Source organism: Cohnella caldifontis, assembly GCF_029360585.1.
Taxonomy (GTDB): domain Bacteria; phylum Bacillota; class Bacilli; order Paenibacillales; family Paenibacillaceae; genus Cohnella; species Cohnella caldifontis.
Genome location: NZ_JAQZSJ010000004.1, coordinates 142,428 through 157,187, shown reverse-complemented (window position 1 = coordinate 157,187; position 14,760 = coordinate 142,428). Strand labels below are relative to the sequence as shown.

Annotated in this window: 14 protein-coding genes; 12 read left to right on the top strand and 2 right to left on the bottom strand. The window is 58.6% G+C overall.

Annotated elements, in window-relative coordinates:
- The first annotated feature begins 6 nt into the window (after nt 1-6).
- The 11 genes from PTZ19_RS08960 to PTZ19_RS08910 all read left to right on the top strand — a co-directional run bounded on the left by PTZ19_RS08960 (nt 7) and on the right by PTZ19_RS08910 (nt 11,849).
- Nucleotides 7-1,152: a substrate-binding domain-containing protein gene (locus PTZ19_RS08960; RefSeq protein ID WP_276353855.1), complete on the top strand. Its 1,146-nt coding sequence runs from the start codon at nt 7-9 to the stop codon at nt 1,150-1,152.
- Nucleotides 1,153-1,353: 201 nt separating this feature from the next.
- On the top strand, nt 1,354-2,808 hold the full coding sequence (locus PTZ19_RS08955) for a sugar ABC transporter ATP-binding protein (RefSeq protein ID WP_276353853.1): 1,455 nt from the start codon (nt 1,354-1,356) through the stop codon (nt 2,806-2,808).
- Nucleotides 2,805-3,806, top strand: coding sequence for an ABC transporter permease (locus PTZ19_RS08950; RefSeq protein WP_276353852.1), 1,002 nt, complete (start codon nt 2,805-2,807; stop codon nt 3,804-3,806). The genes PTZ19_RS08955 and PTZ19_RS08950 overlap by 4 nt, the downstream gene beginning before the upstream one ends.
- Nucleotides 3,807-3,818: 12 nt before the next feature.
- Complete coding sequence (locus PTZ19_RS08945) at nt 3,819-4,820, top strand: ABC transporter permease (protein ID WP_276353851.1); 1,002 nt, start codon at nt 3,819-3,821, stop codon at nt 4,818-4,820.
- Between the two features lie 18 nt (nt 4,821-4,838).
- On the top strand, nt 4,839-5,561 hold the full coding sequence (locus PTZ19_RS08940; protein WP_276353850.1) for an amidohydrolase family protein: 723 nt from the start codon (nt 4,839-4,841) through the stop codon (nt 5,559-5,561).
- Between the two features lie 26 nt (nt 5,562-5,587).
- The gene (locus PTZ19_RS08935) at nt 5,588-6,583 is read left to right on the top strand and encodes a zinc-dependent alcohol dehydrogenase family protein (protein WP_276353849.1); all 996 of its coding nucleotides are present in this window, start codon (nt 5,588-5,590) and stop codon (nt 6,581-6,583) included.
- Nucleotides 6,584-6,784: 201 nt separating this feature from the next.
- On the top strand, nt 6,785-7,564 hold the full coding sequence (locus tag PTZ19_RS08930) for an SDR family oxidoreductase (protein WP_276353847.1): 780 nt from the start codon (nt 6,785-6,787) through the stop codon (nt 7,562-7,564).
- A gap of 86 nt (nt 7,565-7,650) precedes the next feature.
- Entirely contained in the window at nt 7,651-8,187 is a 537-nt protein-coding gene (locus tag PTZ19_RS08925; RefSeq protein ID WP_276353845.1) for a glycerol-3-phosphate responsive antiterminator, read from the top strand.
- 375 nt (nt 8,188-8,562) lie between these two features.
- Complete coding sequence (locus PTZ19_RS08920) at nt 8,563-9,537, top strand: carbohydrate ABC transporter permease (RefSeq protein WP_276353844.1); 975 nt, start codon at nt 8,563-8,565, stop codon at nt 9,535-9,537.
- Nucleotides 9,534-10,355, top strand: a complete 822-nt coding sequence (locus PTZ19_RS08915; RefSeq protein ID WP_276353843.1) for a carbohydrate ABC transporter permease — start codon at nt 9,534-9,536, stop codon at nt 10,353-10,355. Before PTZ19_RS08920 ends, PTZ19_RS08915 begins: the two co-directional genes overlap by 4 nt.
- Nucleotides 10,356-10,424: 69 nt before the next feature.
- The gene (locus tag PTZ19_RS08910) at nt 10,425-11,849 is read left to right on the top strand and encodes an ABC transporter substrate-binding protein (protein ID WP_276353842.1); all 1,425 of its coding nucleotides are present in this window, start codon (nt 10,425-10,427) and stop codon (nt 11,847-11,849) included.
- 252 nt (nt 11,850-12,101) lie between these two features.
- Here the strand turns inward: PTZ19_RS08910 and PTZ19_RS08905 are convergent, their stop codons facing one another.
- Entirely contained in the window at nt 12,102-13,898 is a 1,797-nt protein-coding gene (locus tag PTZ19_RS08905) for an ABC-F family ATP-binding cassette domain-containing protein (protein WP_422614987.1), read from the bottom strand.
- A gap of 249 nt (nt 13,899-14,147) precedes the next feature.
- On the opposite strand from PTZ19_RS08905, the gene PTZ19_RS08900 reads away from it, so the two are divergent.
- Entirely contained in the window at nt 14,148-14,387 is a 240-nt protein-coding gene (locus PTZ19_RS08900) for a helix-turn-helix domain-containing protein (protein WP_339329315.1), read from the top strand.
- 66 nt (nt 14,388-14,453) lie between these two features.
- Here the strand turns inward: PTZ19_RS08900 and PTZ19_RS08895 are convergent, their stop codons facing one another.
- A complete protein-coding gene (locus PTZ19_RS08895; RefSeq protein ID WP_276353841.1) occupies nt 14,454-14,747 on the bottom strand; it encodes a helix-turn-helix domain-containing protein in 294 nt (97 codons plus the stop codon).
- Nucleotides 14,748-14,760: the final 13 nt, after the last annotated feature.

Here is a 14,760-nt window from a genome sequence, read left to right as displayed (position 1 = left end):
GCAAAAATGAAAAAGAAGTCCACGATCCTCATGGTTTGCGTCCTCATGCTATCGATGCTGGCCGCAGGCTGCACGAGCGGAGGCAAAGAGAACGCGGCGGAATCTCCGTCCGCGCCGCCCGCAAGCTCCAATGCCGCCTCCAATGAGCCCGATGCGAATTCCGGGGCCGACCCTTCGAAACTGCCGAGCGGCACGAAAATCGGAATCGCTTCCAGGGAAATTCTGAACGATTACAATCGCGGCATCATTGCCGGCGCGCAATCGGCCATCGAAGCGGCCGGAGGCTCAGTGATCGTCGTCGACGGCCAATCGGATCCGGGCAAGCATAACGAGAACATCACGAACCTCATCAATTCCGGAGTCAAAGGCATCGTCGTTTCCTTGGGAGACGCTCAGCAATTGGCGCCTGTCGTGGCCAAAGCAAACGAGGCCGGCATTCCGGTCGTGACGACGGCGATCGGCGCCCAAGTGGAAGGCACCGTTTCGGATGTCGGCGGGGACGAGCCGCTGATGGCCTCCATGATGGCCCGGGCACTGCTCAGCAGCATCAATTACAAAGGCGACGTCTACGTATTTTGGGTGCCGGGCGCTCCTTTGCTGGAAACGAGAAAACGGGTGCTTGAAGCCATTGTGGCGGATTATCCGCAAGTAAAGCTGCATGAAGTGCCGACGGAACATAATCCGGCCAGGGTGCAAGTGCAAATGCAGGATATTTTAACGGCGAACCCCAAAAAAGGAAGCGTCGCCGGAGTATGGGTGGCCTACGATCTGCTCGCAACCGGCGCAAGCGAAGCGATCCGCCAGGCAGGTAGAAACGAGATCAAGATGGCGGCGATCGACGGAGACTTGGCGGGATTCCAAATGCTCTTCCAAGAGAACAGCCCGTTCGTGGCGACCGTCTCGCAAGATGTCAATTATATGGGCCAGGTAGCGGCGGAAGCGCTGATCCAGGCGATAAACGGCCATAAGGATCAAATCCCGAGAGCGCTGTTCACCACGGCTTTCGTGGCCACCCAGAAAAACGGGGTCGCTGCGGCCGAGAAACGCTGGGGAACCGAATTCTGGGATAAGGTGAGATTGAACAAGGCGGACATCGAAAGCAAGTTCCCGCAGACGGAACAGGTTGTCGTCGTGAAGCCGGTTGTGCCTTAAAGCGATTGCCGAGATGAATGAGGACTTATCATGAACAAAGCCGTTGGCTGGGCGATACGACCCGGCCAGCGGCTTCCTATGGAGGGGAAACGATTGCCATTGCTCCATGAAGAAAATAAGTCCGGAGCGGAAAGCTCTCATTCTTCCGATTCCGTATTGGTATGCCAGGATATCGTAAAACGCTTCCCGGGACATATCGCGTTGGATCGCGTCCAATTCGAGGTCCGTAAAGGCGAAGTGCACGCTCTGCTGGGACAAAACGGCGCCGGCAAATCCACCTTGGTCAAAATCATAACGGGCGTGTATTCCTATGACGAAGGGACGATAACGGTCGACGGCAAACCCGCGAAAATCCAGCACCCGAAACATGCCGAAGAACTCGGTATCGCCATCATTCACCAGGATCAACAGCACGTCTCGCAATTCGACGTGACCCGTAATGCGTTTCTGGGCTATGAGCTTAAGGGGCCTGCAGGCCTGCTGGACTTTAAACGGATGCGGCAACTCACGGAAGAAGCATTGAAAAGGATCGACGCCGATTTTACGGCGGATACGATGGTGGGAGAATTGTCGGTGGGCCAGCGGGAGCAGGTCGCGATCGTGTCCGCCCTGCTGAAAAACCCGAAGATCCTGATCCTGGACGAGCCCACCGCCTCCCTTAGCAACCGGGAAGTTCGGAAATTGTTCGAGATCATTCGCACCCTGCAGAGCCAAGGGGTCACCATTATTTATATCTCGCACCATTTCGAAGAAATATTCGAGATTTCCAACCGCATCACCGTGCTTCGGGATGGGAAGAGAGCCGGAACGCTGTCTACTCCGGAAACGAACAAAGAAGAAATCATCCGCCTGATGATCGGGCGCGATTTAACCCAGCTCTATCCGAAGGAGAACCTGCCGCACGGGGAAGTCGTGCTGGAGGTTCAGCACCTTTGTCAGGGACGTTCTTTGCAAGGCGTGAGTTTCTCGGCCAGACGCGGGGAAATATTGGGCATCGCGGGATTGGTCGGAGCGGGACGGACGGAGCTTGCGCTCACCGTTTACGGAGCTTTAAAGCCGACGTCGGGGCAGATCCGAGTCCACGGCAAACCGTTCAGTCCCCGAACGCCCGCGGACGCGAAAGCTTCCGGAATCGCGTTCATTCCCGAGGACCGCAGACACGAAGGATTGATCGCCAATCTAACGGTCAAGGACAATATGACGATTGCCAATATTTCCAAGTGGTCGCGTTGGGGATTGGTGAGAAGGACCCAGGAGAAGCAAACCGTCCGCGACATGATCGAGAAGCTCCGTATCGCGACGACGGGCATGAATCAGCTGATTCAGAATTTGTCGGGGGGCAACCAGCAGAAAGTGGTCATCGGCCGTTGGCTGACCGGCAATTCGGATATTTATATTTTCGACGAGCCCACGACGGGCGTCGACGTCGGATCGAAAGTGGAAATTTACCATCAGATGACGGAATTGGCCCGCAAAGGCGCCGCCGTGCTGTTGATTTCTTCCGATTTCGAGGAACTGCTCGGCATGTCGGACCGGATCCTGGTGATGCAGAAAGGCAAAATCACCAAACAATTCGAGGCTGGGGAAGCCACTCAGCAGGAGTTGCTATATTGGTCGACGGGCGGAGAAGGACCAAAAGAGGAGGGAACCCGTTGAAATCGGCGATAGGAACCACCGAGTCCGGCTTGTCCGCGAAAGAGCGTTGGGGGAAGGTCATTACCAAAAGAGGCACCTTGGTGGGGATGATCTTGATCCTCCTGGTGCTGGGCATCCGTTCCCCCCAGTTTTTCACGATCAGCAATTTATTGGAAATCCTGAAGCAAGGCAGCATCCTGACGATGGTCGCACTCAGCCAAACCATCGTCCTGGTCGCCGGCGGGTTCGATCTTTCGGCGGGAGCGGTGGTGCATTTCGTCGCGAACCTTTCCGCAGGCATGATCTCGGGCGGGCAACACTTCCTGGTCGTTCTGTTGTTGGGAATCCTGATCGGCTGCATCGCCGGGGTGATCAACGCGGCGTTGGTGAATCAGTTGAAAATTCCCCCGTTCGTGGCGACGCTCGGCGTCATGTTCGTTCTTACCGGAATCACGCTGGCTTATAACCAAGGCAAAGCGATTCCCTTAAAAGGGTATCCCGAATTTTCTTATCTCGGCCAAGGCTACGTCGGACCGATTCCGTTCATTGTGATCGTCGTCCTGGCGATGCTGCTCGCGATGCATCTGTATCTGAAGAAAACCGCCGCCGGATTGCGCATGTATGCGGCGGGACAAAATCCGCAGGCGGCGAAACTCAGAGGGATCAGCCCGTCCAAATCCCTGTTTGTCGCCTTCGTCATCGGCGGATTGATTCTCGGGCTTACAGGCGTTTTCCACGCTTCCTATAATTACGGCTCGTCGGCGGTAGCTTCCGGTCTGGACTTCCTGATCAGCGCGCTGGCGGCGGCTTTCCTGGGCAGCACGTTCTCGAAAACCGGCGAGCTGAGCGTGATCGGCACCACCTGCGCGGGGATGTTTATCGCCGCTCTGTCGAACGGGCTCATTATTAACGGAGTATCCAATACGGCAATGTCCGGCATTCTCGGCAGCATTCTGGTGATCTCCGTTATCTTATCGGTGCTGCACAAGAGAGAGATCGGACAAGTAACTATCTTTTAGGAGGATACGATTTTGAGCAAATCAGCGACGGTGCCCGAACTCGCAGCATCCCAAAGTGGTACGCGTTTCGGTATTTTGCGTGATTACGGTTCCCTCTTCGGCATGTGCTTGGTGCTGATTGTATTTGCGATCGTAAAATCCGAATTCATGGCGTTCCATAATATCCTGGGCGTTCTTACGCAAAGCACGATCCTGATCGTTCTCTCGCTTGCGATGCTGATGGTGATGTCCGTGAGAGCGGTGGATTTGAGCGTTGCGCAGGTTGCCGACGCCGCGTCCATTATTGCCGCCGCCTCATTGATCCACGATTTGCCGGTTTGGGCCGCGTATTTGCTGCCCGTCGCTTTCGGGCTGATCGTCGGCGTGGCGAACGGAGTACTGATGTCTTATCTCGGGGTGCCGGCGATTATCGGCACGCTGGGGATGATGTTCGTCATCCGAAGCCTCGAGTTAATTTACACCAACGGAGGACAGCCGCAAATTTTATTCACGCTTCCTCGCGGCGTTACGGAACCGTTTTTGTATCTAGGGCAAGGTAATCTGACGGCAGGAATCCCGTTTTTGCTCGCGTTTGCGGTGATCATTTCCGTTGCCGCGTTTCTATCGCGCGAAAGGTCCGTACTGGGGCGCCGCATGGATGCGATTAACGGCAACGTCCGGACCTCGTTTTTGGCCGGCGTCCAGATCAAGAAAGTATTCGCTTCCGCGTTTGTAATCAGCGGGGCGATGGCGGCGATCGCCGGCATCGTGCTTACGTCGCGGACCGGGATCGCGGTGCCGCGCGGCAGCGAATCGTACTTGCTGGAAGGTTTCGTCGCCGTTTATCTCGGTACGCTTGCTTCCAAAACGAACCGCATGAACGTAGTAGGTACGCTGATCGGCGCTTTGTTTGTCAGCTTTCTGAACAATTGGCTGACTCTGATGGGGATCGGGGCCGAATACAAAAACATTCTGAGCGGCTGTTTCATTCTGATCGCGATCGCGATCGGAGCGCTTAGAAAACCCAAATCATAAAGAAAGGGAGTCATTCCGATGGCAACGATTATCGATGCCCATAACCATGCCGGTCCTCGCTATGGAGCGGGGCAAACCGGCGATGAGCTCGTCGCGAAATTGGATCAAACCGGCGTAGAGAAGGCCGTCATCTTTCCATTCGTCGAAGGCAGCTTTTCCAACGACGTGATCCACGAGTACGCGGTCCAGTATCCGGATCGGCTGATTCCGTTTTGCGCCGTGAATCCGTGGGACGTGGATCAAGCCGTACCGGAGCTGCGGCGTTGTGTCGAACAGTTCGGCTTCAAGGGGGTGAAATTGCATCCGACCATCCACGGCTACCATTTGGCGGACCACGGATTGGTTGATCCTATTTTCCAAGCGGCAAGGGAGCTTCAGATCCCCGTCATTTGCCATGGAGCGAGCGATTTATTCAACACACCGCTCGAATTCGCCGAAATGGCCCGGACGTTCCCGGAGGTGCCGCTTCTCATGGCGCACATGGGATTTTTCTGGAGCGTCGAACAGGCGATCGAGGTGTCCAAGTCGCTTCCTAACCTTTACTTGGAAACCTCCCGGGCTCCCATTTTCGAAATCGCCAAAGCGGTGAAAGAGCTCGGTCCGGAGAAAGTCATTTGGGGAACGGATTCTCCTTTCGTGGACTATGAATGGGAATTCAAAAAGATGGTTCGCGCGGCGGATTCGCAAGAAGGGTATGAACTCATTGTCGGCGGTAACATCGCCCGGATTCTGGGCATTTAAATAGAAAAACGATAGGAGAGAAGAGAATGAAGGCACTCGTAATCGAAAAACCGCATCAAGCCATCGTGAAGGAAGTCGAATATCCCGCGCCCGGACCAGGAGAAGTGACGATTAGGGTCGAGAGGGTCGGAATTTGCGGAACCGATTTCCACATCTATGAGGGGGAATTCCTGTCTCCTTACCCGATCATCCCCGGACATGAGTTTTCCGGGACCATCCATGAGGTTGGAGCGGGGGTAATCGGATACGAAAAAGGAGACCGGGTAACGGCCGACCCTTCGTTGTTCTGCGGTGCTTGCGAGTTTTGCCTTACCAACAGGGGGAATCAATGCCGCAATTGGGGAGCACTGGGGAACACGACAGCCGGATGCATGGCGGAGTATGTCAAAGTACCGGCGAAAAACGTCGTGAAGCTGCCCGACTCGATGAGCTTCGAAGAGGGAGCCTTCATCGAGCCGATGGCATGCGTCGTTCACGGGATGAACCGCTTGAGCATGAAAGCGGGGGACCGGGTGATTCTGTTCGGCGCCGGCGCAATGGGACAACAGCTTATTCAAGCGATCTCCCATGCTGGTGCCTCCCAATTGGTCGTGGTCGATGTCGCCCGGAAAAAGCTGGACCTGGCGATGGAGAACGGGGCAACGCATACCGTTCTCAGCGGAGATTTGAAAAAAACGGATTTCCCGAACGGGTTTGACGTCGTAGTCGATGTAACGGGGATTCCCAAGGTGATCGAGAACGCATTCGAATATATGGGAGCGACGGCCAAATATTTGCAATTCGGCGTGACGGCGACGGATGCCGTCGTCCCGCTTCGGCCGTTTGATCTCTACAATAAAGATTGGACGTTGATCGGCTCGATGGCCATCAATCATACGTTCCTGCCGGCGTTCCACTGGGTCAAAGAGGGACGGTTTACCTTAAGGCCCTTGGTCTCCAAAGTGATTTCGCTGGAAGAAACGGCGGAATTCCTCGCCCTTCCCAAGGATCCGGATTTATTTAAAGTTCAGATTCAGCTGTAGGATGAGCATAACCGCGAAAAACCTTTGATCCCATACGGCAGTATGGGTCGGAGGTTTTTCTTCGTAGAACGGAGCGATTTTCCGCCGAATGCGGGCTTGCGGCCGGGCCGTCGGGGCGCGTAAGGCGCCGTTTTTTTGTTTCCGTTCGAAAATCCCGATACAATGGAGTCAAATAACGGAAACGGCAAGGAGAGAGGCAAAATGGCAAACGAAAGAAGAACGGCGCTGATCGCGGGAGGAAGCGGGGGGATCGGATTCGCGGCTGCGGAGCGGCTTGCAAGGGAAGGGCGGCGGGTCGCGATCGCGTCGCGGCCGGGGCCCAAGCTGGAGGAGGCGCGGCGCAAGCTCGCGGAAATCCAGCCCGATTCGCTGGCGATCGCCGCGGACATGACGAAGGCGGAAGACCGCGTCCGGCTGTTCGAAACCGTGGACCGCGAGTTCGGCCGCCTGGACATTCTGGTGAGCAGCGTGCCCGGGGCGGAGCCGGCGTCTTTCCTTCAGCACGGCATTCCCCATATCGAAGACGGGATCGCAAAAAAGCTGATCCCTTACCTGGATAACATGAAATTGGCCTACGAAAGAATGAAGGACAGGCGGTGGGGACGCATCGTCAACGTCGTCGGCAACATGTGGAAGGAACCCGATCCCGGCAAGTTCAATTTCGGGCTGGTCAACGCCGCCATCGTCAACGCGGCCAAAGCCGCTTCCTTCGAGCTCGCGCCCTACGGGATCACGGTGAACGGCCTGCATCCCGGCAGCATCCTGTCCGACCGGCTGCGCAGCGTCTGGTCGAACGGGGCTTCGCGCCTCGGCATCCCTTACGAGGAAATGGAACGGCGCGAGTGCGCCGCCATTCCCGCCGGCCGGGTCGGCAAGCCGGAGGAAGCGGCCGCGCTGATCGCGTTCCTGACGTCCGAGGAAGCCGGCTATATTACCGGGCAGCAAATCTCCGTCGACGGCGGCGCGATGCGAAGTATCTGAACCCCGCGTAACGTTCCCCTAATCCCCCCCTAACAAACGGATGGTAAGGTCGACTTACAGTCGCGTACGAAGGTGGAGGTGAAACGGTGAATCGTTACCCTGTCATCGCCTCGCTCACGTCCGAGGAGCAAATTCCCCAGGTGCTGGACAGCAAGCTGAACCGGGTCAATCTGATGACCGGACACATCGGCAAGCTGGAAGCGATCGTGAATCGGCTGCGCGAGGCGGACAAGCAGGTTTACGTCCATGTCGAAATGGTCGCCGGGCTGGGCAAGGATAAGTTCGCGATCGCCTATCTGGCCGAACGGTTCCGCGTGGACGGGATCATCACGACCAAATCGAACACCGTCGCCGCGGCCAAACAGGCCGGGCTCCGAAGCATCCAGCGGATTTTCGCCATCGACACCGCCGCGGTTCAGACCGCGGTCCGGGTGATCGGCAGCATGCATCCGGACGAGGTCGAGCTGATGCCCGGGCTGATGCCGCGCGTAATCCGGGAGATGCGGGAAAAGATCAGCCAGCCCCTGATCGTAGGCGGGTTGATCCGCCGCGAGGAGGAAATCTCCGCTGCGCTGGAGAGCGGCGCCGACTATATTTCCTGCGGCGATCCTTCGCTCTGGTAACCTCTTTAGCGCCGGCTAATAGATTAAACAAACTTCTTGAATCCGCTTGATCTTGACCTAACATTACGGCGTTATTCTGAACATGCAACCGAATAAGAGCGCCGTTTACGGTGGGTTGAGCCGAGGAGAAAACCCTTCAGTAAGCCTGGTGCGAAATAGAAACCGGACGTAATCGCCGGACTCGTTTTCGCATGGGCCGAAGAAGGGTTATTTGTTATGCCTGAAAACGATCGGGGAAGGGTGGCGGGCTCATGACGCTGGAACAAGATCGGCCGCCGGTGATCGCTCATCGGGGCGCGGCGGGCATCATCACCGACTTTTCGGCCAGAATGCGGGATCAAATCCCCATTCCTCGGGCATAAGGGGGGGACGAGGATGGATTCGGCGCAATCGCTGCAATCGGCCCATGCCGGTCATACCGCTCATGCCGCAGGCGCTCTCCGCGCGTCACGGACGCTGCGGTCGCTGCGGTCGATCAAACGGAGAGACAACTTCACGGGGTATTTGTTCCTGCTGCCGTGCTTCGCCTTTTTCGGCGTGTTCCTGTTTTACCCGCTCGCCAAGTCCGTCTACCTGAGCTTCCAAATCACGAACCCGCGCGGGGAAGTGGCCGCTTATGCCGGACTGGACAACTACGCGTCCCTGTTCGCTTCCGGCGCCGCGTTTCTCGCGACGCTGAAGGCGACGGTTCTGTTCACCCTGTACACGGTGCCGGCCGGCATCGTCATCGCGCTCGTTCTGGCGGTGATGACCCACGCGAAGCGTCCGGCCATGAAAGCTTTCCAATACGCATTCTCGCTTCCCGTCGTCATTTCGGCCGGAACCGGAGCGGCCATCTGGATCCTGCTGTTCCATCCGAGCGCGGGCATGCTCAATTATTTTCTCGGCCTCCTGCATCTAAAACCGGTGTTCTGGCTCGCGGATCCGAAATGGGCGCTGGTCTCGGTGTCCATGATGACCGTCTGGATGAATCTGGGTTTCAACTACATCGTGCTGCTTGGCGGACTGCGCGGCATTTCGGACGACATTTACGACAGCCTGAAGCTCGACGGTCCCGGTCCGTTCCGGAGCGCGTTCGGCGTGCTGATCCCGCTGCTGTCCCCGACGCTGTTCTTCCTGCTTATCGTATCGGTGATCGGCGCGTTCCAGACGTTCGGCCAAATCCACATCCTGACGAAAGGCGGGCCGATGGATTCGACGAACGTGATGGTTTACCGGATTTACCAGGAGGCGTTCGTCAATTTCCGTTTCGGCTCCGGCAGCGCGCAGGCGCTCGTCTTGTTCGCCGTTATCCTGGCGCTGACGCTGGCGCAATTTTTCTGGCTGGAAAAGAAGGTGCACTACCAATGAGCAGCAAATGGAGCGCCGGCGTACGGTATCTCTTTCTGATGCTGTGCGCGCTCGCCGTTCTGTATCCGATCCTATTCGCGTTCTCGAACGCGTTCATGACGCCGGAGGAATCGCAAGCGTACCCGCCCGCCATGTTCCCTTCCCGCTTGTATCTTCGGAACTTCGCCGACGTGCTGGGCCTGGTGCCGATCGGCCGGTTCCTGCTGAACAGCCTCGTCGTGTCGGCCGTCATCATGGCCGGGCAGCTGGTCACGGCGAGCCTGGCGGCGTACGCGTTCGCGTTCGTCCCGTTCCGGGGCAAAAACGCCGTATTTTTCCTGTTCCTGTCCACGATGATGATACCTTGGGAGGTCACCATCATCCCCAATTATTTGACGGTCAAAAGCTGGGGATGGATGGACAGCTATGCCGGTCTCACGATCCCGTTCCTGGCGAGCACGTTCGGCATTTTCCTGCTCCGGCAGTTTTTCCTGCAAATGCCGAAGGAGCTGATCGAGGCGGCGCGCATGGACGGCTGCGGGCATTTGCGCGTTTTCGCGATCATCGTGCTGCCGTTGGCCCGGCCGGCGCTGGCGACGCTCGGCGTATACGTGTTCCTGAACGCCTGGAACCAATATTTGTGGCCGCTGCTCATCACGAACACGGACACGAAGAGAACCGTGCAGATCGGCATCAGCATGCTCAAATGGGAGGAATTCATCTCCTACGGTCTCCTGCTGGCCGGCGTCTCGCTCGTGCTGCTGCCTTCTCTGCTCCTGCTCGCGCTCGGGCTGAAGCAGCTCGTCCGGGGCATTACCGCGGGCGCCGTGAAAGGCTGACAACCTTCGGGGTTCGCGAACCCCGGTTTACGATAGATACCCATGGGATAAAAGGAGAGAATCGATGATATGTGGAAGAAGCGGAAATGGAGACGGAGAACGATTCTGGGGGGTTTGCTGGCGTTAACGATGGCGTTCGCGGCCGCGTGCGGCGCGGAGAAAGCGGGAACCGCCGCCGGAGAAGCGCCGGTTGACGCCACCAATCAGACGAGCCCGGCGGACGCCGCTTCCGCGCAGCCGGCTTCGGCGGAGCCGAAGGCCGAGCCGGTCAAAGTCGTCTGGTGGCATTCGATGAGCGGGGAATTGGGCAAAGCGATCGACCACTTGGTAGAGGAGTTCAACGAGTCGCATCCGGACATCCAAGTGGAAGCCGCGTTTCAAGGCAGCTACGACGAGAGCCTGAGCAAAATGAAAACGGCCATGGGCAGCGGCTCGGGGCCGTCGATCGTGCAAGTCTACGAAATCGGAAGCCGCTTCATGATCGATTCCAAAACGATCACGCCGATCCAGAAGTTCATCGACGAGGACCGCTTCGACCTGTCCCGGCTGGAAGAGAATATCCTGGGTTATTACACGTTCGACGGCCAGTTGTACTCGATGCCGTTCAATACGTCCAATCCGATCATGTACTATAACAAAACGTTGTTCAAGAACGCCGGGCTGGATCCGGAGAAACCTCCGGCCACCTTCGAGGAAGTGAAGGCGGCGGCTCAGAAGCTGACGAAGGACGGCGTGTACGGCGCATCGTTCGCCCTGTACGGATGGTTCATGGAGCAGCTGTTCGCCGCCCAAGGCAAGGAGTACGTCGACCACGGCAACGGCCGCGACGGCTTGGCCGAGAAGTCGCTCTTGGCGGACGATGCCGGCGTGAAGGTCATGACGTGGTGGAAGGACCTGATCGACAGCAAGGTCATGCTGAACTTGGGCCGGGCGACGGCGGACACGAAGAAGGCGTTCGTCGCGGGACAAGTCGCCATGACGCTGGACTCGACGGCCGCTCTGCGCGGCATCGTGGACGGAGTCGGCGGCAAGTTCGAAGTCGGCACGGCGTTCCTTCCGCGTCCGGAAGGCGCGGCGGACGGCGGGGTGATCGTCGGCGGCGCGAGCCTGTACATCCTGAACGATCGTCCGGAAGCCGAGCAGAAAGCCGCCTGGGCGTTCATCAAGTTCCTGGCTTCGCCCGAGCAGCAGGCGTATTGGAACGTCAACTCCGGTTACTTCCCGATCACCAAAGCGGCTTACGAGCAGGACCTGGTGAAGGAGAACATGAAGAAGTTCCCGCAGTTCCAGACCGCCGTCGATCAGCTGCACCGGACGAAGCTGAACAACGCGACGAAGGGCGCCGTCATGGGCGTGTTCCCGGAGGCGCGGCAAATCGTGGAAGGGGCCATGGAAGAGGTCGTGAACGGAGCGAAGTCTCCGAAAGACGCCTTGACGGCCGCCCAGGTTCAAATCACCGCCAAGATCGGGGACTATAACAAGACCGTGAAGTAAACGGGCGAAAGCCGCGGGGATCTTCGTGTCCCTGCGGCTTTCATCGTTAGTTGCGGTTAAGGGGAGGTCCCGCTGCCACGCAAATCGGCCGAGTTATTGCCTTTGCGCAATCACTCGGCCGATGGCACGAAAAGAGCCTCCGACTTTTGCGAAGCGAACTCGAACGGAGCTGCCGGTCCCTTCCTGTCGCGGCTTAATCGGCAGGACTCCTGCAGAGAGCAGCTCCTCGACGCGCGCAAATTCACTCGCTTCTCAATTTTTCTTCTGCGCCGCGATGCGTTCCGCCAGCTCGTTCAGCTCGGTCCAGCGTTCCAGCAGGCCGTCCAGCTTCGCCTCGAGTTCTCTCTGGCGTTCCAGCAGTTCCTGAAGCCGCACGGAATCGCTGGCCGACGCCTCCATGTCGGCAGCGACCCGCCGCAGCTGCTCCTCCGTCTCCGCGATCCAGCCGTCGATCTGCTCGAAATCCTTCTGATCCTTGTAGGACATGCGGAGCTGGCGTTCCCGGGTCTCGGAAACCGCAGCGGAGTCGGACGGGGAAGGTTTGGCGGCGGTGCCGCCGGAACCGGAAGCGGAAGGCAAGGCGGCGGTTTCGCGCCGTGTCCGGTCTTCCTGGTAATCCGTGTAGTTCCCCGTGTGCTGGACCAGCCGCCCGCCGCCCTCGAATCCCCAGATCCGTTCCGCCATCCGATCGAGGAAATAGCGGTCGTGGGATACCGCGATCACGACGCCGGGGAACGAGTCCAAATAATCTTCCAGTACGGTCAGCGTCGCGATGTCCAGATCGTTGGTCGGCTCGTCGAGCAATAGCACGTTCGGCGACTCCATCAGGATCCGCAGCAGCTGCAGCCGACGCTTCTCCCCGCCGGACAGGCGGGAAATCGTCGTCCATTGCGTTTCCGGAGGAAACAGGAAGCGTTCGAGCATTTGGCCTGCCGACACGGTGCTGCCGTCCGCCGTACGGACTTGGTCGGCCCCTTCGCGGATATACTCGATCACCCGCTGCGACTCGTCCATCTCCTCGTGTTCCTGGGAGAACCAGCCGAGCTTGACGGTCGGACCGAGCTCGATGCGTCCTTCGTCCGGGGTCAGGCGCCCGGCGATCATCTTGAGCAGGGTCGACTTGCCGCTGCCGTTCGGCCCGACGATACCGACCCGGTCCTCCGGCACGGCGATATAGCTGAAGTCCCGGACGAGCGTCCGGTCTCCGAAGCGCTTGGTCACGGAGTCGATCTCCAGGATTTTCTTCCCGAGTCGCGACGAAGCGACCGAGACGTCCAGCTTGCCTTGCCCGGCGAGGGGCTTCTGGTCGCGCAGCGCCTCGAAGCGGTCGATCCGCGCCTTCTGCTTCGTCGACCGCGCCTGCGCCCCCCGGCGGATCCAGGCCAATTCGTTCCGCAGCAGGTTTTGGCGCTTCGCTTCCGAAGCGGCCTCCCGCTCCTCGCGTTCCAGTTTGAGCTCGAGAAAACGGCTGTAATTGGCTTCGTAGAAATAGGCGCGACCCCGGTCCAATTCCAGGATGCGGTTGCTGACCCGATCGAGGAAGTAGCGGTCGTGCGTGATCATGATCAAAGCGCCCCTGCGCTTGCGAAGGTATCCTTCCAGCCAGGCGACCGATTCGTTGTCGATATGGTTGGTCGGCTCGTCCAGGATCAAGACGTTCGAAGGCAGCACGAGGGCGGCCGCCATGGCGATCCGTTTGCGCTGGCCGCCAGACAGGACGTCCACGGCCGCTTCATAATCCGCGATGCCCAGCCGGGTGAGGACGGACTTCGCTTCCGTCTCCAGCTGCAGCCGGTCTTCCTCGTCCATGCCCGGGCCGGCGGCTGCGAGAACGTGCTCCAGCGCGCGTTCGCCCGGCCGGAAGACGGGGTCCTGGTCGAGCATGCGGATCCGCACCCGGCTGCCGACGATGACCGCGCCGTTATCCGGCGGTTCCCGTCCGGCGATGACCTTGAGCAAGGTGGACTTGCCGGTTCCGTTCACGCCGATGATGCCGATTTTATCCCCGTCTTCTACGCCGAACGACACGTTTTCGAATAGCGTTTTCATCCCGTACGATTTCGATACGTTCTCCACCGATAACAAATGCATGACGCCCAACCCGTTTCTTCGAATATTGCGTTCTTTGGCGCCTTCTATCATACCATAACTCCGCATTGGGAACCTCGGAAGCCGTTTCCCTTCCGCATCCAACGACTGGAGAAAACGACGGTCGTCGATGACGGAAGCAACGTCGCAGGACGGCGGAAGACAAGAAACCACCCTATCCGTTCGGAAAACGGTTAGGGTGTTTGGCGCCTGTTCAGCCGGTACGTCGGGGTCAGCCCCAAATGGGTGATCCGAAGGTTCCGGCTTCAGGAAGCGGCGGAACTGATAGACAAGGACGGGGCCTCGGATTGGGCTGCGCTGTCGGCGAAGCTCGGCTACTATGACCAAGCCCACTTCATCAAGGACTTCAAGGCGGTAACCGGCCGATCGCCCGAAGCGTACGCACGGGAAGCCGGTCAGCTTCGGGCGAACGGCCGATCCGGATCATAGGCGCGTTCACGTGGCGGCCAAGGTGACCATCCGGAAGATAATCGAGCTTTTCGACGCTGCCGTGTCTTATTCCATTCCGGTCTGCGTTCCAGCCCGGGAGCCGACCGAGAACTTCTCCAAGATCTGGGGGATGGTCAAGCCGTCCCGCTCTTTGCAAATCCGGATCTCCTCCAGCCTGCGCAAGGAGGCTTCCCGCGGATATCGCCGCACGAGTCCGGCGTCCAGCTGACGGAATGGAAGCAGGCCGATTTCCGTGTAATACTTCAAAGTGCTGTAGCGCATGCCGGAAAGCCGCACCAGCTCGCTGATCGTGACGAGCTCGGCTTGGGCGATCGTCTCCAGGTTTCGGGGTCTGGACATGGCGGCCTCCCGC